This window comes from Bartonella sp. OC68QHHN (genome assembly GCF_042193875.1).
GTDB classification, from domain to species: domain Bacteria; phylum Pseudomonadota; class Alphaproteobacteria; order Rhizobiales; family Rhizobiaceae; genus Bartonella; species Bartonella grahamii_A.
On the sequence record NZ_JBHIME010000023.1, the window covers coordinates 234,340 to 258,141 of the forward strand.

General features: G+C 37.6%; 21 protein-coding genes and 1 pseudogene. All 22 read right to left on the reverse strand.

Annotation, left to right across the window (positions count from 1 at the left end; genetic code table 11):
* Positions 1-19 precede the first annotated feature (19 nt).
* The 22 genes and pseudogenes from ACFIJ0_RS03715 to ACFIJ0_RS03820 all read right to left on the reverse strand — a co-directional run bounded on the left by ACFIJ0_RS03715 (position 20) and on the right by ACFIJ0_RS03820 (position 23,522).
* A complete protein-coding gene (locus tag ACFIJ0_RS03715) occupies positions 20-334 on the reverse strand; it encodes a DUF167 domain-containing protein (RefSeq protein ID WP_375624669.1) in 315 nt (104 codons plus the stop codon).
* Between the two features lie 22 nt (positions 335-356).
* The gene (locus tag ACFIJ0_RS03720; RefSeq protein ID WP_375624670.1) at positions 357-650 is read right to left on the reverse strand and encodes a YggT family protein; all 294 of its coding nucleotides are present in this window, start codon (positions 648-650) and stop codon (positions 357-359) included.
* A gap of 345 nt (positions 651-995) precedes the next feature.
* The gene (locus ACFIJ0_RS03725) at positions 996-1,556 is read right to left on the reverse strand and encodes an invasion associated locus B family protein (RefSeq protein WP_375624671.1); all 561 of its coding nucleotides are present in this window, start codon (positions 1,554-1,556) and stop codon (positions 996-998) included.
* Positions 1,557-1,656: 100 nt separating this feature from the next.
* Complete coding sequence (locus tag ACFIJ0_RS03730; RefSeq protein ID WP_375644102.1) at positions 1,657-2,178, reverse strand: RNA pyrophosphohydrolase; 522 nt, start codon at positions 2,176-2,178, stop codon at positions 1,657-1,659.
* A gap of 39 nt (positions 2,179-2,217) precedes the next feature.
* On the reverse strand, positions 2,218-3,528 hold the full coding sequence (locus tag ACFIJ0_RS03735; RefSeq protein ID WP_375624673.1) for a S41 family peptidase: 1,311 nt from the start codon (positions 3,526-3,528) through the stop codon (positions 2,218-2,220).
* A complete protein-coding gene (locus ACFIJ0_RS03740; RefSeq protein ID WP_375624674.1) occupies positions 3,518-4,798 on the reverse strand; it encodes a murein hydrolase activator EnvC family protein in 1,281 nt (426 codons plus the stop codon). Before ACFIJ0_RS03740 ends, ACFIJ0_RS03735 begins: the two co-directional genes overlap by 11 nt.
* An 84-nt stretch (positions 4,799-4,882) precedes the next feature.
* A complete protein-coding gene (rlmH, locus tag ACFIJ0_RS03745; protein ID WP_375624675.1) occupies positions 4,883-5,365 on the reverse strand; it encodes a 23S rRNA (pseudouridine(1915)-N(3))-methyltransferase RlmH in 483 nt (160 codons plus the stop codon).
* A 1-nt stretch (position 5,366) separates the two neighbouring features.
* Complete coding sequence (gene rsfS, locus ACFIJ0_RS03750) at positions 5,367-5,753, reverse strand: ribosome silencing factor (RefSeq protein WP_375624676.1); 387 nt, start codon at positions 5,751-5,753, stop codon at positions 5,367-5,369.
* Between the two features lie 111 nt (positions 5,754-5,864).
* A complete protein-coding gene (locus ACFIJ0_RS03755) occupies positions 5,865-6,458 on the reverse strand; it encodes a nicotinate-nucleotide adenylyltransferase (RefSeq protein ID WP_375624677.1) in 594 nt (197 codons plus the stop codon).
* Positions 6,459-6,487: 29 nt separating this feature from the next.
* A complete protein-coding gene (locus ACFIJ0_RS03760; RefSeq protein ID WP_375624678.1) occupies positions 6,488-7,744 on the reverse strand; it encodes a glutamate-5-semialdehyde dehydrogenase in 1,257 nt (418 codons plus the stop codon).
* 45 nt (positions 7,745-7,789) lie between these two features.
* The gene (gene proB / locus ACFIJ0_RS03765) at positions 7,790-8,929 is read right to left on the reverse strand and encodes a glutamate 5-kinase (protein WP_375624679.1); all 1,140 of its coding nucleotides are present in this window, start codon (positions 8,927-8,929) and stop codon (positions 7,790-7,792) included.
* A 1-nt stretch (position 8,930) separates the two neighbouring features.
* The gene (obgE, locus tag ACFIJ0_RS03770) at positions 8,931-9,956 is read right to left on the reverse strand and encodes a GTPase ObgE (RefSeq protein ID WP_375624680.1); all 1,026 of its coding nucleotides are present in this window, start codon (positions 9,954-9,956) and stop codon (positions 8,931-8,933) included.
* Positions 9,957-10,128: 172 nt separating this feature from the next.
* Positions 10,129-10,857, reverse strand: a complete 729-nt coding sequence (locus ACFIJ0_RS03775) for an RlmE family RNA methyltransferase (RefSeq protein WP_375624681.1) — start codon at positions 10,855-10,857, stop codon at positions 10,129-10,131.
* 29 nt (positions 10,858-10,886) lie between these two features.
* The gene (locus tag ACFIJ0_RS03780) at positions 10,887-12,197 is read right to left on the reverse strand and encodes a Ppx/GppA phosphatase family protein (protein ID WP_375644101.1); all 1,311 of its coding nucleotides are present in this window, start codon (positions 12,195-12,197) and stop codon (positions 10,887-10,889) included.
* 867 nt (positions 12,198-13,064) lie between these two features.
* Positions 13,065-13,667 (reverse strand): invasion associated locus B family protein, encoded by a 603-nt coding sequence (locus ACFIJ0_RS03785; protein ID WP_375624683.1) that lies wholly within the window; start codon positions 13,665-13,667, stop codon positions 13,065-13,067.
* Positions 13,664-15,610 (reverse strand): annotated as a pseudogene (locus ACFIJ0_RS03790) (Vomp family autotransporter); the annotation flags it as partial. The gene ACFIJ0_RS03785 and the pseudogene ACFIJ0_RS03790, both read right to left, overlap by 4 nt.
* A gap of 23 nt (positions 15,611-15,633) precedes the next feature.
* Positions 15,634-15,903, reverse strand: a complete 270-nt coding sequence (locus ACFIJ0_RS03795) for a hypothetical protein (protein ID WP_375645257.1) — start codon at positions 15,901-15,903, stop codon at positions 15,634-15,636.
* A 68-nt stretch (positions 15,904-15,971) separates the two neighbouring features.
* Entirely contained in the window at positions 15,972-16,031 is a 60-nt protein-coding gene (locus ACFIJ0_RS03800) for a hypothetical protein (RefSeq protein ID WP_375624912.1), read from the reverse strand.
* A gap of 3 nt (positions 16,032-16,034) precedes the next feature.
* Positions 16,035-16,205, reverse strand: coding sequence for a hypothetical protein (locus tag ACFIJ0_RS03805; RefSeq protein ID WP_375624686.1), 171 nt, complete (start codon positions 16,203-16,205; stop codon positions 16,035-16,037).
* 14 nt (positions 16,206-16,219) lie between these two features.
* Positions 16,220-16,348: a hypothetical protein gene (locus tag ACFIJ0_RS03810; protein WP_375624687.1), complete on the reverse strand. Its 129-nt coding sequence runs from the start codon at positions 16,346-16,348 to the stop codon at positions 16,220-16,222.
* Positions 16,323-16,742, reverse strand: a complete 420-nt coding sequence (locus ACFIJ0_RS03815) for a hypothetical protein (protein WP_375624688.1) — start codon at positions 16,740-16,742, stop codon at positions 16,323-16,325. Before ACFIJ0_RS03815 ends, ACFIJ0_RS03810 begins: the two co-directional genes overlap by 26 nt.
* A 909-nt stretch (positions 16,743-17,651) precedes the next feature.
* Positions 17,652-23,522, reverse strand: coding sequence for a YadA-like family protein (locus ACFIJ0_RS03820; RefSeq protein WP_375644229.1), 5,871 nt, complete (start codon positions 23,520-23,522; stop codon positions 17,652-17,654).
* Between the last annotated feature and the right edge of the window lie 280 nt (positions 23,523-23,802).

Below are 23,802 nucleotides of genomic sequence, written 5' to 3' on the forward strand. Positions count from 1 at the left end.
GCTTTATTATTTATTTTTTCTACGAAATGCAATCTCTAAAGGATTGCCATATCTGCTTTAGCTCTTCTAAATGTGTTGAAAAATAAAGTTGTTTGTAGCGAGATATTGCGCCGTTTTTTAAAGAAATAGAAGAAGATGGTATTCTCCACTGCTTCGCAAGAAATTTAATGAGAGCTTTATTCGCTTTTCCATCTTCAGGAACAGTACGAAGGCGTATAACCAGATATTGTTTTTCACCATCCCTACATTCAACCCCTATTATTTTGTCAACGGAGGATTTGGGAATGAGATATACAAACAAAATCAAGTTATTTTTATCAACTTGATAAAACATGTATTTGCCCCAAGTAATATTTCTATAAATACATGTTTGCGTAAACGAGCCACATGAAAGTACGAATAAAATAAATAATAATGAACACTACAATAGGTGAAATATCAATTGTTCCGAAATTTGGTAAAATTTGCCGGATACGGCTTAGAACGGGGTTTGTAAGACGATGTAGAAAGCTTCCTATCAAAACAACAAAGCGATTGCGCGAATTTATGATATTAAAAACATAAAGCCAAGACAAAATGACACTAGCGCTTAAAATATAAATATAAATATCAAAAATCAAATCAATCGTTCGAAGCAATGCGTAAATCATGCGTTATCCCTTTCAATCAAGGAAACAGAAGAGCGTATAGAAAACCTTCATTAAAGCAGGTCTGTGTATCAAAAAATGATTTTATATTTCAATACTCTTTTTTCTTGAATAAAAACCAGACATCTAAATTCTTCATCTCTCTATTTAATGACGATGCAGCTAAAAACAAATATCAAAATTAAAAATAGCACATGAAAATAGAAGAAACAGCAAAAAATCCGAGAACTTAAAGAACTTTGAATATTCCTTATAGGATTAATCTTAAATCTCATCGTTTTAATTATTAATATATAAACAACGAACAAACTAAAAACGGCCTTAAAAAGGCCGCTTTTATTTTTGAAATTATTTCTGCAAAGCAGTTAAACGGTTAAGGGCATTGCTAAAACCATTGAGCTGAACAAATAAATCATTCAGAGCTGGTTCACCTGCAGCAGCAATTGTCATCGCCAACTTTAACTGTTTTCCAGAACGTAAAGCTGCTACGTGATTTTTGTCAAAAACAACAGGAACTACGCAACCTGCTGGTACACAAGTCCGAATACCAGTTTCGATAACAGCTTTTCCCTCATCAACTTGTAAACGAACAGGCTTAGAAACCAAAATGCCAAACGGAACTGTTAAATTACCAGATACAACACCCTCAGCATTGAGAATAAGGCTCATAGCCACAACAACACGCCCCTGCTCATTCGCTTCTTGACGGTGCATAAAGCAAATTCTTTTCCCTTCTTGTATACCACAGTTAATAGTCCACAAACCGTAGGTTTCAGTCAAAGAAGAAGCTCCATTTGGCAATGTCGCTGCCGCATCTTTTGATGCAGGAGGTTTTGAATTTGTTGCAAATGCAACCGATGAAATACTCAAGAGAGTAAAAACTATAAGTAAATTAAATAACTTTTTCATTTTATATTCCTGTTCTTTACATAAAAGAGAAACATGTTTATTATTTATAAATAATATAAAGCATCTTAATAAAAAAAGCTTTCTCATAATCATATAGCTTTTATAATGGTCTAAGGCTACCTCGAAATTCGCTGACAACTTTCATATAAACATGCTTTTTAAAAGAAACTGCAATCAACGGAAGGGTTTCTAGATCAATCCATTTCCATTGATCGAATTCCGCTTTATTGCCATCTGGTGGCGGATTAATAGCAATTTCAGAAAGCTTTCCCGTAAACTGGAAAGCAAACCACTTTTGTATTTGCCCACGATATTTATTGCTTAATGTGCACCCAATAAGTTCTTGTGGAAAATCATAGTGGAACCAATTTTGTGTTTCTTTAATCAACTTTACAGATCGAATACCCGTTTCTTCATAAAGTTCACGATATGCTGCATCTAATGGTTTTTCATCTTCATCAATCCCTCCTTGAGGAAGCTGCCAACGACGAGATATTTCAATATCTGCATGAATGGGCGTCATTAAACGACGCCCAACCCAAACTTTACCCTCATAATTAAAGACAACAATCCCAACACATTTGCGATATGGAAGAGTCTTCAAATTAATACCTGCATCCATTTAATATTCCTCAAAATAGCAAGCTATAGATATCATTCCTCACTTTAACACATCCTTATTGGGATCTGGTGGAAATGCTGCATGTGCCATTTCACCTCGTAACAGTTTATAAGCCTCATTCAATTGAATATCATCTTTAGGGTCTTTCGGAACAAAAGCAGCTGAACCAGATCCTTTATTACTCTCTCGTTTTCCTTTGATATGTCCTTTTAATGCCGACTCACCAACTTTTACATCATAACCCTTATATTTTTCAGGGAGTGGTTGCTCTACAATAATATCAGGCGTGATCCCTGTTCCTTGAATAGAAGTGCCAGATGGCGTGTAATAAAGTGCTGTTGTTAAGCGTAAAGCTCCATTTTCACCCAAAGGAATAATTGTTTGAACAGACCCTTTACCAAAAGACTGCGTTCCTAAAATTGTTGCACGACGATGATCTTGTAATGCACCCGCAACAATTTCAGAAGCACTTGCCGAACCACCATTAATAAGGACAATGAGCGGTTTTCCATTGATGACATCACCAGGCTTCGCATCAAATCTTGTCACATCACTCTTTTTGCGCCCACGAGTCGACACAATTTCACCTTTATTCAGAAAAGCACTCGAAACATTAACAGCTTGATCTAAAAGCCCACCAGGATTAAGCCGCAAATCAAGGACGTAACCTTTTAACTTATCTTCAGGAATTTTAGATTGGATATCTTTAATTGCCGCCAGAAGATTACCCAATGTCTGCTCAGAAAACTGGATAACTCTTAAATATCCAATGTCGCCCTCAACCCGATATTTTACCGCTTTTACCTTGATAATATCACGAACAATCTTCACTTCAAATGGCTTATCAACGCCAGAACGAATAATTGTTAAGGTAATTGGTGTTCCAGGAGCACCTCGCATCTTATTAACAGCTTCATTCAATGTTTGACCATTCGTTTGTACATCATCAATTTTTGAAATAAGGTCTCCTGCTAGAATACCTGCTTTTGAAGCGGGAGTATCATCCATTGGTGAAACAACTTTAATTAAGTTTTTTTCCATAGTAACCTCAATACCAAGACCTCCGAACTCTCCTTTCGTAGAATCCCGCATATCCTTGGCTTCTTCAGCGTTCAAATAAGATGAATGAGGGTCCAGTGATGTGAGCATACCATTGATAGCATTTTCAATAAGCTTTTTATCATCTGGAACTGTAACGTATTGCATACGCACGCGCTCAAAAACATCGCCAAATATAGCTAGCTTTTTATATGCATTATCTTCATTATTCGCAGCAACAGACTGCACCATAATCATTGAACAGGCGCCGAGCAATACCCCAGCGACCAAAAGAATAACTTTACGAATCATTTTGGCTCCTTCTTATTTTTTCAGTCTGCCACCAAGGAGTTGGATTTACAGGTTTTCCCTGCTTTCTAAACTCAATGTAAAGCATTGGAGAAATTTTTCCTATATCGAATGCAACACTGTTTGAAATAAATTGCATCTCCATTATACCCAGAGGCTCACCTGAAAGAACAAACTGCCCCTGTTTTACATTAATTCTCGACATTCCAGTAAGAATGATATGATAACCATTTCCAACATTGAGAATGATTAACTGTCCGTAAGAACGAAATGGCCCAGCAAAAGCAACAAAAGCATCCACAGGTGATATAACAACAGCTCCTGACTCTGTTTCTATCGTTTCACCAAAGCGCGTAATCTGCGAATTTTTGTTAAAGTGATGTATTCTTTTTCCTGAAACAGGAAAAAGTAACGAACCTTTTCGGCTTTCAAAATTGGACTGCTCTAACAATTGCAAACTTTTCCGTACCTGTACTGATGCATCAGAGCTAAGTTTTGACTGACGATCGAGCTCTAAAATCAATTCTTCCAAAGACCGCGCTTTTTTAGCAAGAGCAATATTTTTTTGTTGCTGTTCTGTAAGTTCTTTTTCTGATTTTTTTTGTAGTTTGTTTTTTTTGTCTAATAAAAGCTCTAGACGTTTTCGCTGCTCTGCTTGATTTTGCAGTTTTGTCTTTAACGCCGTATATTCCGTAATAATGGAATTACTCAAATTGGTCAACTCCTTGAGTTTCTCTGTTAAATCTCGTGTTTTCTCTTCCATCTGAGGAATAACAGTCCCTAATAAAACAGAACTACGTATAGAAGCCAACGCGTCCTCTGGCTGTATCATAAGAGCAGGAGGCGGATTCAATCCCATACGTTCCAAAATTGCAAGAACTTCCGCAAATTCAGCACGACGATTTTTTAAACTTTGATAGACTTGTACCCGCTTTTCTATCATTTTTTTAAGCTTTTCTTCCCTTTTAGCAATATCATCTGCTACTGTACGTTCTTCTTTAGCCGCCTTTATGAGTGCATCACTCAAAACACGTTGATCTTTTTTTAAATTCTCAACTTGATGCGTAAGAAAAGCAACACGCTCACGCGAAAGTGAAATATTTTGGCGAATTTCTCCCAACTCTTTATGTGCTTCCGTACTCCTCATTGTATCTTCCGCATGCGATACAGAAAAGCAAAAAAACATACTCAAGAGCAGAATGACAAATATCACGCATTCCCCATATAAATATAGCATCTTTCTATGAAGAAGCTTTTTCATTTGCCCAACCATGACACCTCATCGTATACATTAGAGATGCTTTAAATGGTGTCAGCTAAAACAATATTAATAAGTGCTAAAAATTGCACAAAAATATTAAAAACGATGATACGGATGATTATTTTCAATTGTTACAGCGCGGTAAAGTTGTTCTGTAAGAAGAATACGTGCAATTTGATGTGGCCACGTCATCAAACCAAAAGATAAAAGAAAATCAGCACGCTTCCTTATTTGTTCATTATGCCCATCAGGTCCTCCCAAAGCAATGACGACATCTCGAATGCCTTCATCACGATAACACCTCAATTTTTCAGAAAAAGAAGTTGAAGAAATCGATTCTCCGCGCTCATCTAACACAATTAATCGACATTTTTCAGGTAAAAATTCAATAAGTCTTTCCCCCTCTTCCTCCATACGTTGACAAGCTATTTGAGCACGACTTTCTGGTGTCTCTTGTAACTTTTTTAAATGAAAGCCTACAGCTCCAGAAATTTTAGAAAAACGATCCAAATAATGCTGAACTAATTTTTGCTCCGCTCCACTTTTCATACGACCAACCGCAAAAATAGAAATTTGCATTTTAATGATCTCCTAAGAAAAGCAAAGCTGTATCGTTTAAATCCGGAGTCATCCATATTTTTTCTAAATTATAAAAAAGACGAATTTCTGGACGAAAAAGATGAATGATAATATCACCTGTATCAATCAATACCCAGTCACCTCCAGCAAGCCCTTCTACACGCGCAAGCCCCTGCCCACTATCTTTCCAAGTATGTAATAAATGATCAGCAATAGAAGATACATGACGCTGCGAATTTGCTGAAGCTATGACCATATAATCAGCCAAAGATGACTTCCCTCGAATATCAATAGCAACAATATCTTCTGCTTTTGTGTCTTCTAAACTCTTGAGAATAACTTCAAGACTCTCACTAACAGAAAGAACTTTTTTTTCTTTTGAATGCATAATATCGTAAAAGTGTTTGTGTGCAACGTTTTTCAGATCAATATCCTTTCTTATCGTTGTGGAATCTAAAAAAGAGATTTCTCTAAAGAGAAGCAGAATCTTATAAAATGTTCAAGAAAAATCATTCTTCTTCAAACGAAGGTTTGTTGAAGATTGAAAAGATAAAGGTCCGTGCAAATAAGTCCAAACTGGTGGCTTTATAAAAGGTAATCGCTTACTTTCTCTCTCATCCAAACGAAAACGGCGATAAATATGTGCCATAGGAGAAGAAAATGCCGACCGATTGCCTAAAGGACGATCAATAATCGCAATAGGAAGCATAGAAACGATATCATGCCATCGATACCAATGATGTATCGTCGTAAAACTATCTGCCCCCATAATCCATACAAAATTTACGCCACTGTAATGGGTAAGAATATGAAAAATCGTATCTACTGATACTTTGCTCCCTATAGCCTGTTCAAAACCTGTTAAACGAATTTTCGGATGGTCAATAAGTTTAAAACTTAATTGCATTCTCTCCTCTAAAGAGAGCAACTGTGTACAATCCTTTAAAGGATTTCCTGGAGTGATCATCCACCATAACTGATCAAGATGCAACCGCCGAATGGCAATTTTTGCAACAAGAAGATGCCCCGCATGCGGTGGATTAAAGGAACCACCAAAAAGCCCCACAACATTGGATCTTTCAACATGTGGCATACAATTTTTCCATGGAAAAAATGGTGTTCTCAAGCTCTAACCTGTCCATTTCCTTTAACATGATATTGAAATGAAGTTAGCTGTTCAACACCTATCGGGCCACGTGCATGCATTTTTCCTGTTGCGATACCAATTTCCATTCCAAAACCAAATTCACCTCCATCAGCAAATTGCGTAGATGCATTATGCAGCAAAATAGCTGAATCTAAATGATTAAAAAATTTCTCTACTACTTCCATATCCTCAGCAATAATCGATTCGGTATGTCCTGATGAATAACGTTTGATATGGGCAATGGCTCCCTCAACACCTTCAACTGTTTTAACAGAAAGAATAGCATCAAGATATTCATGCGACCAATCTTCTTCAGAAGCTAATTTGACATCTGGCATAAGAAAAACAATCTCTTCTGTGGCACGAATTTCACACCTCTTCTCCTGTAAAGCAGTTAAAACAGGAAGAAACTTTTTTAATGCCTGGCTGTCAATGAGAACTGTTTCAACAGCACCGCATATCCCTGTCCGCCGCAACTTTGCATTCAGTACAATATCACATGCCATATTTAAATCTGCTGATTTATCAATATAAATATGACAAAGTCCCTCTAAATGTGCAAAAATTGGAACACGTGCATCAGACTGAACGCGGGCAACAAGGCTCTTTCCCCCACGAGGCACAATCACATCAATCGCTCCATCCAATCCTTTAAGCATTTCCCCAACGGCAGCGCGATCTGTCGTTCCAACCATTTGGATAGCATCTTTGGGTAAACCAGAGCGCTCTAAACCTTGTACCAAAGCTAAATGAAGAGCATTAGAAGAATGAAAACTATCCGAACCACCGCGCAAAATCGCAGCATTGCCTGCTTTTAAGCACAAAGAACTCGCATCAACTGTAACATTTGGACGACTTTCATAAATAATGCCAATCACACCAAGAGGTGTGCGTACACGACTTATATGAAGCCCATTTGGACGTTTCCACGCACTCATGACCTGTCCAACAGGATCAGATAAACGAGCAACTTGGCGAACACCGTCTATCATTGCACGTAAACGCAAGTCATCTAATTTTAGCCGATCAATCATTGCAGCTTTCAAATTATTCTGAGTAGCCTTTTCTAAATCTTGACAATTCGCCCGTAAAATTTCATCTGACTGAGCCTCTAGACTTAAAGCGATCATTTCCAATGCATTGTTCTTTTGCTCAGAAGAAGCAACAGCCAACGCTGCAGCGGCATAGCGTGCTTTTTGCCCCATGTCCTTCATTTGTTCTTCTAAAGTCATCGTATCATCCACTCTGCCAAAACAATAAAAACAAAAGTAACTTTTTTAAACAGAATTGGTCAAGCAACGTAAAATCATATCATTACGATGCACCATAGCAGAGCGCGCCTCATACCCAAGAATAGATTCAATTTCTTCGCTTTTACATCCTATAATGCGTACAGCCTCATCTTTGCCATAGCTTACAAGTCCACGCGCAATCTCAACCCCATTTGTATCAACAATTGCAACCGTATCCCCACGATGGAAATTTCCCTCAACGGCAATAACCCCTGCAGCTAACAATGATTTTCCTGATTCAAGAGCCTTAATGGCTCCTTGATCAATCGTCAAAACACCAGATGGATCTAAATGACCAGAAATCCATGTTTTCCAAGCATTAACAGATTTCTCACCAGCCGCAAAAAAACTCTTGCGTTCACCTTTGTCAATTGCAGCAAGGGGATTCATACGCTTGCCTGAGGTAATAATCATCGCCGTTCCAGCAGCATTAGCTATCTTTCCAGCATCAAGCTTAGTCTTCATTCCTCCCCGTGAAAATTCTGAAGCAGCAACATCTGCCATTTTTTCGATATCATGCGTAATGGATGCAACAAAAGGTATAAATTCAGCCGTTGGATCACCATGGGGAGACTTTGTATAAAGACCATCAATATCAGATAAAAGTATTAAAAGATCTGCCCCCATCATTGTTGCCACACGTGCAGCTAAACGATCATTATCACCATAACGTATTTCATTTGTCGCAACAGTATCATTCTCATTAATAACAGGTACTGCTCTAAAACGTAAAAGCACATTAATCGTCGCACGCGCATTGAGATAACGCCTTCGCTCTTCCGTATCAAATAAAGTGAGCAAAATTTGACCTGTTTTGAGCCCATGTTGAGCAAGCGCATCACCATAGGTTTTCGCTAACTCAATTTGCCCCAAAGCAGCACATGCCTGACTTTCTTCCAATTTCAAAGCCCCCTTAGGAAGCTGTAGCAATGTCCTTCCTAAAGCAATAGCGCCTGAAGATACCAACAATATCTCTACGCCTTTTTTGTGCAATTCAACAACATCACTGATCAAGCTTTTAAGCCATTCAACCCGTAAACCTGTCTGAGGATCAACCAAAAGGGCAGATCCAATCTTGACCACAATACGTTTATAGTGTGTAAGTTTCTGCGATCCAACAGCCATCTCAATTAACCTTGCTATCCCCACTGATCTCCTCTTTGCGTGACATTTCAATAATATGTGCACCAGTACGCAGCACATTTTCTAAACCTTCGCGGCTAACCGCAGAAAACATTATAACAGGTTGATCTGCTGCTCTTTGCAAAGCTTCCTGTTTCGTTTTACGCTCTTCAATCGTCAGAGTATCTATCTGGCTTAAAGCGACAATTTCAGTCTTATCACTTAGATTATTTCCATATGCCTCAAGTTCATGACGCACAATCTGATATGCCCTTGCTACATCTTCTTCTTGAGCAGAAACCAAATGAAATAAAACACGACAACGTTCTACATGCCCTAAAAAACGATCTCCGATTCCTACGCCTTCATGTGCCCCTTCAATCAAGCCAGGAATATCAGCTAAAACAAATTCACGACCATCAATACGTACAACACCAAGATGAGGATGTAGAGTGGTAAAAGGATAATCTGCAACTTTTGGTTTTGCAGCCGTTACAGAAGCTAAAAAAGTTGATTTTCCAGCATTGGGTAAACCAACAAGCCCAGCATCAGCAATTAACTTCAAACGAAGCCATACTGCGCGCTCTTCTCCAGCCAAACCTGGATTTGCACGACGCGGTGCCCTATTTGTTGATGTTGTAAAATGAAGATTACCAAAACCGCCATTCCCTCCTTTTGCAAGACGATAGCGCTGTCCCACTTCCGTTAAATCACAGATTAACGTTGCATTATCTTCTTCAAAAATTTGCGTCCCAACCGGAACTTTAAGGATGACATCATCACCCTTTTCACCCGTCATATTACGCCCCTTGCCATGCCCCCCTGTTTTTGCTTTAAAATGCTGTTGGTAGCGATAATCGATCAGCGTGTTAAGCCCATCAACAACAAGAGCCCAAACATCACCACCCCGTCCTCCATTCCCCCCATCAGGACCCCCAAATTCTATGAATTTTTCACGACGAAATGATACTGCTCCAGCACCTCCATTACCAGAACGAATATAAACTTTAGCTTGATCAAGAAATTTCATTGGAAGCACTCACTGAGGAATCAATCTCTCTACCTCTATAGGTAATACATTAGTTTTACCAGTTTTTCATCATTGATAACAGAAAAACTGTCAATATCGCTGATAACTCTTTGAGAAAAAAATCATTACATCTAAATAGGCTAAGTAAAGTTAAGTCTTCTAAAAGAAGGCGCTATTCTTGTATTTTTGTTTTTCCCTTAAATTCAAGTGCTAGAAGATAAAGCTCTACTGATTCTGATCGGCTTGCGGGTGGTTTAACATGATAGACTTTTTTAAAATGCTGTTTTAGTATCGTAAGGAGATTGTTTTCCGCTCCTCCTTGAAAAGCCTTTGCTAAAAAATGTCCCCTAGGCTTAAGAACCGAAAGAGCAAAATCAGCCGCAACTTCACATAAATAAATCGTTCTTAAATGATCCGTCTGACGATGACCTGTTGTTGGCGCTGCCATATCAGAAAGAACCACATCCGGTTTTGTCCCTAAAGTTTCAATTAATTTCTGCGGTGCATCTGTATGCAAAAAATCCATTTCCAACATGGCAACTCTAGGCAATGGATCAACATGTAAATAATCAATACCAACAACGCTAGGATCTTCATCACTTGACCCTACTATATGCTCAGCCACCTGACACCAGCCCCCAGGTGCTGCACCTAGATCAATAACCTTTAGACCTTTTTTCAAAAACCTATAACGCTCATTAATTTCAATGAGTTTATAAGCCGCACGCGAACGATAACCATCTAATTTTGATTGATGGACATAAGGATCATTCAGATGCCTCTCTAACCATCGTCGTGATGAAGCTTTAATGGTTCCTGCTTTCTTTTTTACGCGCTGATATAATTCATGTGACCCTGAACCTCCATAGCCACCACTCGGTGTTTTTGTTGTTTTTTTCATCGTTATTCATTGTCTCCATATTTAATTCTCTAACGCTTGAAATCTCTGCTCTTTCTATGACGACACCATACCCCATCACGTAACATCAGCTCTATCAAAATTCCTTCCCTTAATCCACGATCAGCAACTCTTAAACGCTGACTTGGCCAAACTTCTCGAATAACATCTAAAATTGCACAACCAGCTAAAACTAAATCTACCCTCTCGCGCCTAATAAAAGGGCTTATGACACGTTTTTTTATATCCCATGATAATAGGCGTTGTGTCATAAGAGTAATGTCTGCATCATTCATCCAAATGCCATCCACTTTTTTCCTATCATAACGCTCTAAATTAAGATACATTCCTGCTAAAGTCGTAACTGTACCGGAGGTTCCCAAAAGGTGAAACTTCGAACCTTGCGCTAATTCTCCTAATTTATGACGATCTGAAAAATTATTTAACAATCCTCGCACATAGCTTTTCATTTTTTCAAAATGGTCTAAGCTAATATCATTCCCTCCAAAACGTTCAGCAAGCGTAACAACACCAACAGGAAGAGAAGTCCAAGCGATAATTTGTCTAGATAAACGAAAAGAACGCTTTTGAGAAACATCAAGTAGCACAATTTCTGATGATCCTCCTCCAATATCAAAAAGCACAATAGCGTCAGTATTTGGTTCAACAAGTGTACTACATCCTGTAACAGCAAAACGCGCTTCTGTTTGCCGATCAACAATTTCCAATTCAAGACCTGTCTCCTCCAAAACACGCTGAATAAAATGTCTACCATTTTCTGCAGAACGACAAGCTTCCGTTGCAATCAAGCGATAACGCTTAATATGCCTTTGTTTTAGCTTTAAATGACAAATCTTTAATGCTTCAATCGCACGATCCATAGCTTGTGTATTAAGAAAACCGTTATTTATTAAACCTTCTCCCAATCGTACAATACGAGAAAAAGCATCAACAACACGAAAATATCCAGGTTTACTGGGAGATGCTATAAGAAGACGACAATTATTCGTTCCGAGATCAAGTGCCGCATAAAGAGGTGGAGATTTTACTGGAGGGAACCGTCGAAGAAAAGGTGCTTTGAGTTTTTTTGTTCTTTGAGCACCTATCATTATCTGACTATGAAACTCAAAAGCTGCCTCAGATTGAACAAAAAACTGTTTCTGTTCATAATGTTTTTTTCTCTGTTGTCTCTTTATATCAACAAGGACAGAGTATGCCTCTGTTCGTGACAATGCAGAACGATTATTTGTATTACTACCGCACTGATCATACAACTGATCTGCTTTGGTATCGTATATTTCTCCTCGCTTTAACTCTTTTGAACCATAATTTAACGGGGTCATTTCTCCTATCCCTTGAGCGTTCCCCCAATAAATAAACGCGAAAACTCTTCTGCTCATTCCTAAATAAAGCAATAATGCAGCATCAAATGATAAATACAAGAAATCATTCTTCTCTTTATGAACTTAAAACTATAAATTAATCGTTTACGTTCACATCAATTTTTATAAATTATACTCTTTTCTTCATACCATTTACACGGAGCACAACCTCTATTGTAACAAATCTAAACTATCATACTGTTTGCTAACTCTTAAGATCACCACAACCTGTACATTAGTACAGTTTATAAAAAAAGATTTTTCTTTTTTTCAATCTCGTTATCCACACACGAGCCTCGTTTGTTATATGCAATGAAATGGCTTTGATTATGCTGGAATAAAAGTTCCATAGTACTACAAAATGCAATTACAATATCTGTTATTTTGTGAAAACCAATGAAAACTATCGTTCAACAAATTCTCTAGGATTATAAATTTATCTATTATTATAAATAATTGAAAAATATTAATGCTTAATCAGACCGCTCTAAAAATCCATTTAAAGCTTTAAAAAAAATTTAGCCTACTCATTATTGTAAGGAAGCCATCTTTTTAATTATTTTAAATTGAGTATTTCTAATCTTTTTTACTTTTAATAATTAACGAAATCACTCTTTAATCTTTATGGAAAATACTAACTTGATTTTCTAATACATATAAAGAACCTATTGTCACTTTATATTCATAAGACTCTCACTCTTTTCAATAAATCACCTCGATATCATATTATATAAAACTTCTTACTTATTTGACTTTATAATTTACACTCAAAAATATAATACAACGATTTATGAAAAAATGACTCTTGTTAAAAATACTCGATAGATTCTAAGGACGTAACGAATTAAGTGCCGCATTTAACCCTTTAAATGGTACAGTAAAAGAAAATACCTTTCCATCTTTAATTTTATAGGAAATACGTACTTCATTGTCCTGCTCTATTTGTTTAGTCAAAACCGGACCTACAGGCGATTGTGCCAAACAAACGGTTTTACTACATTGCGTATAATGAATAAGAACAGGTTTTTTAACACCTTTTACAAACATTTGAATCGGAACATTTATATCAGAATTTGGCAATGTTCGAAAAAGCATCACTGCTTGACCACTTGTCGTAGAAACAAGAGACCAACTAAAAATGGTATTTCCTTCTTGATCATGAACAGTCTGTGTCACATTACATATACCTTGCTTATGTTTAAGCTTTTGTTTTTCGTCACAAATCAAAGTCCAGTCATAAAACTGCATAATAATTCGACGTGTTTCGCCAGGTTCTCCCTTAGGTATCGATAAGTGCGGTGGATGCACTGTATAAATATTATTGTTCTCGCTAGCAAAGCTTTCGCTCTTGCCTATTAAGGCAAGAGCAAACAGAACCTTTACTAACATACTTCTCGTTTTTACAATAATAGCCATTTTTTCTATTATCATCTCAACCTCAGAGTAATTCCAGCACCTATCCCCCAGTGTCCTCCAGCACTCGTAATAGATACATTCGAGCGAATATTTCCATCTTCAGATGTATAACCAGTTCCAATAGCAAATGCAGATTGTCCACGCCATGCGCCACTACCAAATGAAATACTTAAAGATCCTGGTATATCATAATAACGTAAGTTGGACACCGCTAGACCAATAGCTGCTGCTTGTCTTGCTTCTTTGCGAACATCCTCAATGGCATAATTCAAAGTCTCAAACTTCATATCTGTATAGGTCTTCGCTTCATTAACACCATCACTGACAAGACTACTAACTTGATCATCCGTATACTTTTTCGCATCATCAAGAACTATCTTCATCTGCTGTTCCGTATAATCATATAACTGACCTCCATTAACAGCTTCTTTCGAGCCTGACTCAATCTCACCATCAGCTACATTGTCTATCAAAACTGGATCACTTTCATTCCCACCTACTAACGTAATGCTATTCGTCTTCTTACCATCTCCATCTTTGTCATAGTTAACCACCCCATCCGTTATCACACTTTCAATATCTTTTACCTGCTTATCAATCGTATCTACCTTTTCCTCAACCTTTTTTACCTTCTCATTCACTGTCCAAAGTTGTCCTCCATTAACAACTTCTTGCGATCCTTTTTCTATCTTACCATCTGCTACATTCGTAATCTTACTCGCTTCTCCTTTATGACTAGCGTCATACGCTCCTTTGTCTTCATTCCAATTCAAGCTATTCGTATCAATATTGTCAGAAACCTCTTTAATACGATCGTTGATACTCGTCATACTCTCACTCACGCCGTCAAAAGCACTGGCAACGTTATGATAATTCTTCTTTCCACCAGAGCTACCATCAGCCTGGAATTGTACTACCTTGAAAGTAGGAGCTGTCCATACTCCATCTACATAGCCAGAATCACCTCCAAAATACGCTGCTAGCTGATTACTCATCAAATAAAGTTGTGAACCATTTACAGCCTCTGTTGAGTTAGCAGAAATATCTCCATTGGCAAGAAACTTAATTTTGCTATTGGTTTTTCCCTCTCCATGCTGTGCTACAAATGCTTGCTCATCATTACTCCACAACAGAGAATCTTTAGAGACACCATCAATTTTCTGAGTAAACTCATTAGCTCTATTTGTTAAGCGGCTATTCACATTGTTGATATTTTCATCAAGCCCTATCAAAGCAGAACCAACATTATTATGATCCTTAGTTACTGCTACACCATCTTCAGAAATGTGCGATAAATGATAGTGCGGACCAAACAAGATACCGTCGCGAAATTCCGCATTGCCACCAAAAATCCCTGCTACATCTCCAGATATTTTATTAATCTGGCTACCATTGATTGCATCATACGATCCTTCTGCAATTGTACCAGCTTGTACATTATGGAGAGCAACTGGTGCCGTAGTCTTATCTCCACCCAAAGTCACACTATTATAATTAGTGATTCCATCTGCATTTTTATCATAGAGAACTGCAAAGCTATTTGCTTCTTTAATGACCTTAATACTGTCCGTGATATCTCCAATTTCACCATCAAGTTGTTTTTTATTAACAGCTTCATCATCCTTAACTGCTTCTTTCACGCCAGAAATTGTACGAGCATCACCTAACTTGTTTGCAATATTAATCTCTGTGCCTTCTATTTCCTTCCCGATGATGATACGATTTGTCTCTTCCTCTCGCTTAACAAGGCTATTGCTTTTTATAGTGTCAACAACATCTGCAATCTGACCATCGAGCTGTTGTTTATTAACAGCATCATTCTCTCTCTCTGCTTTCTTAACACCAGAAATTATCCGTAATTTATCACTTTTATTCGCAATATCGATTTTATCACTATCTATATCCTTACCAATGGTAATGTGTTTCGTTGCTGTATCCTGTGTTACAAAAATACTCACTGCACCTTGTTCTTTTATTTCCTTCAGTTGTGAAAAATTACTGCATCAGTATTGCTAGTTCCTGCTGCAACATTTGTTACTTTTTTACTTACCACATTAATACTACCAGTGGTTATTTGCGGGACATCAGTAATTACTAAACCTGTTGCATCTACTTTTTTCTCTCCTAATGTTATCCTTTTCAAGGCTATATCATTAGCCAAACCAAATATGAGTTTATTTTCATCGTCCTTATCTCTTTTAACCCCAAAGTTACTTCCTCCAGATGAAAAATTTATTGTACTATCTAGCATCCACATCTTTAACTGCCTCACCAGCAATAGACAGTTTCCAACTTTTTTCTTACGACTTCTTCTAAATCCTACAACTGTCTAAGGTTCACTGCATCGGCAGGTTTGCTACCAGCTGCCACGCCTATAATTTATCACGTTATGTTCTTACTAGGAACACCAACACTCACTGCACCTTTCGTACTTTTCCATTGAGATTCGGTGTTTTTATCCTGTCCTTGCAGAAGAAACGTATACCCAAAAATACCAGCAGCCCTACCGAACACAGAGTTGTTCCCGATAGAAACACCCCCATCAACCATCACGTTAGAATAGGAACCTATAGAAATAACTTCTTGAGCAAATGCATATGCACGCGGTGGCCAAGAGCAATCGAATCATACCCTAGAGCTTTAGAAATGGCTCCTACAGCTGTTGAAGAATCACTCTTCGCAAGTTGTATAATCATTATCTCCATGTTCGCTCTTCTTACTATATTCGCCACCTATTGCGACACTACTTTTACCCAAAGCGTAAGCCATATTGCCTACAACAACGCTCCATTCTTTTTCCGCTTGCGTTCCACTCCTTAAAGCAATACTTGTGTTTGGAATACGTTGCATACCTGTAAATCGTTGCATTCTTTTAATTAAATCATGTCGCAAGGTGTCAGATCCATTTATAATCGTTGCATCTTTGTTGTTTTCAGAACTTATTGTAATTGTAGAGTTATTGTTCATCACCAATTGCGGATCGGTAAGAGATCTCTCACTCAAACCACTCTTACTCTTAATAGAAAGCATATTGACGAGAAAATTGATATAGCCACTATCATCTGTAGAATCATCCACTATTGGTGTCATTGCTGTGATGTATTAAGTGCTATTAAATAACTTGCTTTTGAGAGAGCACCAATGTTGTTAGAGTTAGCATACGCAGAAAGGAGCATTTTTCCTTCAGAATAGCTCTTTGTTGCTTTTGCCATGGCTTGAAGCAGCTGCTCTATTATATCAATATTATATCAATTTTTTTCGCCAAAACAGGAATAGCATTCGATTAAAAAAACAACTATCATAACTCCCAATGAAAACGTTGTTACAAACAACCGGATAAAATAAACGCTGAAAACTTAAGCTATTTCCCTTGAATATGATCAATAATTTTTTTCATAACAAACCCTCAACAAAAAAAACATGCCTAAAACATAAAAAAGATACATTTTTAATTGTAAGAATTTGCACTATTTGCTTTTTATACTCGTAATTAGATTAAAACACTTTGGAGAAATTAAAATTTTACTATGAAGCTACAAAAAAGGAAACTGATTAAAAAAACATAATATTTTGAACTATTCTATTCTTAAGATAATTTGTCATTTAAACAACAAGACTTTCAATGAAAAATTATAACGATATCGACATAAAGTATACGTTTAACACTACACGAAAATAAAAGCTAAAACTGTCTTCTTTTAATAAAGGGTAATTCGTATTTACATTGCTTTAGGCACTTTAATAAATCAAAATAATAGGATAGAGCAATGATTTTGTTACCTAATTATCAAAAAATAGCGATCAATTTTTTGAATCTTTACCACTAAGATCTTTTATTCTCAACAAAAGTTGTAATAGGCTTTTTATATTTAGATTTTATATAATTACGGGAGTTTTTTACATTTAGAATAGCTTTAGAGGGTTCTGGAAGAAGGTAAAAAAATTGCCCTTTTCTTAAATAAGAAAAAGGCAAATCAATTTTATGGATTTAGTCGTTTATTAGTTGAGTATCACATTAACCCCTGCACTTATACCCCAGTGACCTCCAGAAGTGCTAATTGACAAGTTGGAACCAATATCACCGTTCTCTGAAGTATAACCTGCACCAAAAGCAAAAGCAGATTGACTACGCCATAAACCACTACCAAATGCGATTGTTAATTTTCCAGGAATATCACTATAGCGTAAACCAGATACTGCTAAACCAAGAGCTGCTGCTTGTCTTGCCTCTTTTCGAACATCCTCAACAGCATAACTTAATGTCGAAAACTTCATATCCGTATACGAATTAGCCTCATTAACTCCATCTTTTACAAGGTGAGAAACTTTCTCATCCGTATACTTTTTGGCATTTTCAAGCACAAAATCCATCTTATCTTTTAATTGACCTCCATTAACCGCTTCTTTCGAATCTTTTTCAATCTTTCCATCGTCTACATTGTCTATTAATACTGGAGAACTGTCATCTACACCAACTAACGTAACTTTATTGGTCTTTTTACCTGATTCATCTTTATCATATTGTACAGATCCCTCCGTAACTTTATTTTCAATATCCTTGACCTGATCTGTAATCATCTGCTGGGTTTCCCAAAGCTGACCTCCATTCACAGCTTCTTTAGAATCTTTATCTACCTTGCCATCCTCTACATTGATAATCTTACTGGGACCCTTAACGCCCTGATCATCAGCGTGCGAGGCATCATAGCTTCCTTTTTCTTCATTCCAATTCAGACCATTCGAAGAAGCATCCTTTTCAACTTCTTTTATACGATCGTTGATAGTGCTCATGCTGTCATTAACAACATCAAATGCTTCAGAGACACTGTTATGCTCCTCTTTATCACCTTTCGTACCATCCTTATTAAAGACCTGAACGTAGAATTTGGGTCCTTGCCACTTTCCTTCCTTATCATAACCGGCTCCTCCACCAAAATATGTGGCAAATGTCCGTTGAAGAGTATAAATCTGACCACCATTAATCGCATCCGTCGAATCTTCTGATATCTTTCCTTCTGCAAGGAACGTGATCTTGCTGTTTTCCTTTTTACCTTCTTTCTCATGCTGTGCTACAAACGCACCTGCATCATCACTCCACAACAACGCATTCTGCTCAATGTTGTCTGAAATCTCATTATGAAGATTCTTGAAGACCTTATTGACACCGGAAAACGCGGCTGCAATGCTATCATAATACTCCTCTTCAAAGCTTCCATCTTCTTGGAAAGTCATTATCTTGAAACCTGGGAGAACCCAGCCATCACCATCATACTTAGCATCACCACCAAAATACTCTGCTAGCGACTGATTCAGATCATAAATCTGTCCGCCATTAACCGCATCACCCGAGCCTGATACTATAGAGCCAGCCGCAAGTGATGTGATCTTGCTTGCTTTTCTGTCATCACCTTCCCCATGCAGGGCGACAAAAGCACCCTCAGCCTTGCTCCAAGATAAAGAATCTTGTGCAACTCCTTCTGAGACTTCCTTAATACGATCGTTAACATTCTTGATATTATCATCAAGTCCTTTAAAGGCAGAACCAACATCGGTATACGGTTTATCTTTTACAACACCATCTTTATCAATACTAGATAAATTATAAGTTGGCCCTTTAAAAGCACCATCCTTAAATTCAGCATCTCCACCCAAGAATTTTGCTACATCCGTTGAAAGGATGTGAACCTGTCCTCCATTGATAACATCCGTTGAGTTTTCCGCAATCGATCCTGCGGCTACATTATGCAACGCAACAGGTGTAGCATCCTTCCCTTTACCAAAAGTTACATTTGTATAATCAATTTGATCATCTGTTGTTTTATCGTAAAGAACAACAGAAGAACTATCAGACAGAAGGGTATCAGAAAGATCCTTCAAACCTTTATCAAATTGTTCTTTGTTCACAGCTTCATTGTCTTTTTCTGCCGCCTTCACACCAGAAAGTGTTCGATCCTTACCGCTCTTGTTTGCGATATTGATTTCACTACCTTCTACTCCTTTACCAATATTGATAACATCTTCATTTTTTGTAACAAGAAGATTACTGATTACATCGCTGATCGCATTTTGAACCTTTGTGAAAAGTTTACCCACACCTGAAAATGCATCTGATACATTCTTATAGCTTGATTCAGCTTCAGTGCCATCATCATTGATAGTTTTGAGCTTAAAATCAGGAACATTCAATTCCCCATCCTTATATTCAGCGTCATCAGAAAAATATTTTGCAACTTTATCACCCAGTGAATAAAGCTGGGAACCATTTACTGCATCCGTCGATTCTTTCGTAATATCTCCTACAGCAAGCGATGTGATCTTGCTTGCTTTTCTGTCATCACCTTCCCCATGCAGAGCTACAAAAGCTTTGTCACCATCGCTCCAAGATAAAGAATCTTGTGCAACTCCTTCTGAGACTTCCTTAATGCGAGCGCTCACATTCTTGATATTGTCATCAAGTCCTTTAAAGGCAGAACCAATATCGGTATGCGGTTTATCTGTTACTTCACCATCTTCATCAATATTAGATAATTTATACTCTGGGACTTTAAAGTTTTTTCCATCAAAGGATACATCTCCACCTAAAATTTTTGATAAATCCTCAGTGATTGTATGAAGCTGATCGCCATTAATCGCATCACTCGAAGCTGATATTATAGAACCAGCGGCAAGCGATGTGATCTTGCTGTTTTCCTTTTCTCCATCTTTTTCCCCATGCTTGGCTACAAAGGATTGTGTTTTACCATCCCACAACAGAGCATCGCCTTGGACAGATTCTGTGATATTCGTGACTTGTTCTTTAAAGTCATTAACGATGTTCTGCACATTCTTATTCACACTCTGGAAATTCTTATCAATTCCGTCAAAAGCTTCCGCTACATTATGGTAGTTTTTTTCTTCAACTTCATTGCTCTCTAAGTTGAAAATTTTTAGTTTGAAGGTTGGTTTATTCAATACGCCATTCTTATACGTAGCATCGCCGCCAAAATATTCCGCAACTTTATCGCCCAGTGAATAGAGCTGGGAACCTGTTATAGCTTCGTGCGAATCTTTCTCTACCTTACCATCAGCGACATTAACAATCTTGCTCGCATCCTTCTCACCATGAGCGGCATTGTAGGCACCACCATCACCTACACTACCATCCCAATTTAAACCATTCGAAGAGACGTCCTTTTCAAATTCCTTTATACGAGCATTCACATTCTTGATATTATCATCAAGTCCTTTAAAAGCTTTTTCAACGCCTTTATATAGTTGTTCCTCTTTTATAATCCCATCTTTATCAATATTGGATAATTTATACTCTGGTATTTTAAAGTTTTTGCCATCAAAAGATACTTCACCACCTAAAATTTGTACTAAATCCTCAGTGATTGTATGAATCTGATCACCATTAACGGCATCTGTCGAATTTGCGTTAAGATCTCCACCCGCAAGACCTGTTATTTTTTTACCCGCAGCATCAATACCATCCGCTATTATTTTGGGGCCATTCTCAATGGTTAACCCCGTTTTATCTAAAGTGACGTCTTTTAATTTTACGCTGTTTAATGTGACATCTTGTGCCAAATCAAATGTTATTTTTTTGTCTTTACTTTCTCTTGTATCACTATTTTTAATCTCAAAGTTTTTGCTTCCAGAGACCAAATTTAATATATCACCCGGCTGAAAGCCTGAAACAGCCTTATTATTAAGAGAAAGTGTCCATCCTTGTGCTACAAATTCTCTTAATTTTTTCAGCTGCGCAATGTTGACGGCATCAGTGTCTGCATAACCCGCTGCCACACCTGTAAGCTGTCGTGTTATCTTATTCGGAGTATCACCAACACTAAAAGCTCCTTGAGTGCTCTTCCATATCACACCATCATCTGTTGACTTGCTATCTATGGAAGGATCATAGCCAACAATGGACGCTGAGTTACGAGAAAAAGATTTATAACCCACAGCAACACCACCAGTAATACCAGCTTGTACTTGTGCATTTGAGCCCAATGCAATACTATTTTCAGCAGATGCATTTGAAAGTCCACCTAACGCAATACTATTTTCGGCATTTGCCGCTGAAAAACTACCTAATGCAATACTATTGTCGGCAGCTGCATTTGAAAGCTTCCCTAACGCAATTCCTGCATCCCCTTTTGTCTTTGATCCAATACCTATAGCAATACTTCCTTGCCCACTTTCTAACTCACTGGCAGCAATTTTAATACTCTCCGATTCAGCATTCCATTTAAAGACACTATCATCGGTAGCTTTTTTAATCTCATTGTAAAGATTTACATAAGACTTATCCATACCCTCAAAGGCTTTTGCTACATTCGGAAAACTTTCTTCTTCAATCTCATTTGTCTTAGGATTGAACGTTTTAATTTTGAACTTTGGATTATCCCATTGGCCATTCGTAAATTTACCACCACCGCCTAAATATCCAGCTATCTGGGTCGCGACAACATTTAACTGACTACCATTTACCGCGTCTTGTGAATCTGCATTAAGATCACCAGATGCAATACCAGTTACCCTTTTATTTCCAGCATCAATACCACCAGTGGTTATTTTCGGACCATTAGTAATTACTAAGCCTGTTGCGTCTAAGGTACTATTCCCCATTTTTGCACTACTCAACGTGACATCTTTAGCCAGATCAAATTTTACTTTATTGTCTTCTTTCCCTTTTGTTATATTCAGGTTACTACTTCCAGACGATAAATCTACTCCGTTGTTAAAGTTAGCCATTGTAGTATTTTCATCGTCAACAGACAATTTCCAACCTGCTTCTTTATTAGCTTTATCGACGTAAGTTTTTAAATCCATTAGCTGTCCAACATTCACTGCGTCAGTCACTTCCTTACCAGCTGCTATGCCTGTGATTTGTCGCGTTTTGCCAGAAGAAATATCACCAACACTAACAGCACCTAACGTGCTTTTCCACTGAGGTATAGGATTTGTGGCAACTTCACCTTCCGTCGTAGCAGCATACCCAAAAATACCGGCAGGAGTTTTGGTAAAAGACTCGCTCCCTAAAGCAACACCTGAATCTACCACTGCTTTTGAATGAGCACCCAAAGTTACCGATGCCAGATTGTCCGCCCTAGAACGACGTCCGATAGCTATTGATTCTTCACCCTTTGCTATTGTACGACCTTCAGGAGGTGTCGGATTATCGCCCCTTCGCCCTTCACCACCTATTGCAATACTTTTTTCACCCATGGCATAAGCCAAATGACCTATAGCAACAGTAACGCTTTTGTCCGTCTGAGCACCATAACCAACAGCAACCGAGTCCTCAGCACGGACTATTATCTTGGCACCAATAGCAACAATATCACTCCCAGAATGGACGGCTGAGTCTGTTGTTATATTGTTACCAAATACGACAACAGTATCATTTACACCACTTGACAGTCTTGTAGTTCCATCCCGCACCAAGTCAGACACATTAACAGGCATTGTAACAGGTATTGCATTCTTACTATTGTAAGCAAACTGTTGGACGGTAGAGCTATCAGAAATAGGCAACTGTCGGTTAGTGAGAGATCTCTTATAAGGCTCTTCTGTATTTATCACCCCTTTCGATAAATTATTATCCTCTGCTGTCAAAATATTTATTATGGAACTGTTATCACTCTTCCCAGAAAGGGTCTTGATGAGGAAATTGGCATAATCAACAGACGCATCTACTTTTGATATTGGCCCCATATTCAATGCTGTTAAATAATTCTGCGCTGTTCTTGAATCACGATTGTTCGAAAGAGCAGGAGAAATAGTGGATAAAAGTGCCGCTATTGAAGTCAAGGATAGAACTTTAACAAAAGGAAAACGAGAAAATTTTAAATCGCTCCCTACTAATTTTGTATATAATTTTTTCATAATGAACTCCCCAATGAAAAAATAACTATAAACACAAAAAAAACACATTTAAGCGCTATGAAGTTCTCTAAATCTGGTTTTTCTAAACATATTCAAAAATTTAGTACCTGATTGATAAAGATAGAGAAGTTGTGTTTTTATGTTTTATGGTTAACGTATTTTGCCCTTTTACATTTCCTAAGAACGTAAATTTTGTAGTGATTGGTTTTTTTAACCTTTAAACTTATTGGCTGTTTTTTGCAAGGGGTAGAGTTAGTTTAGTATATTGTCTTTATAACTT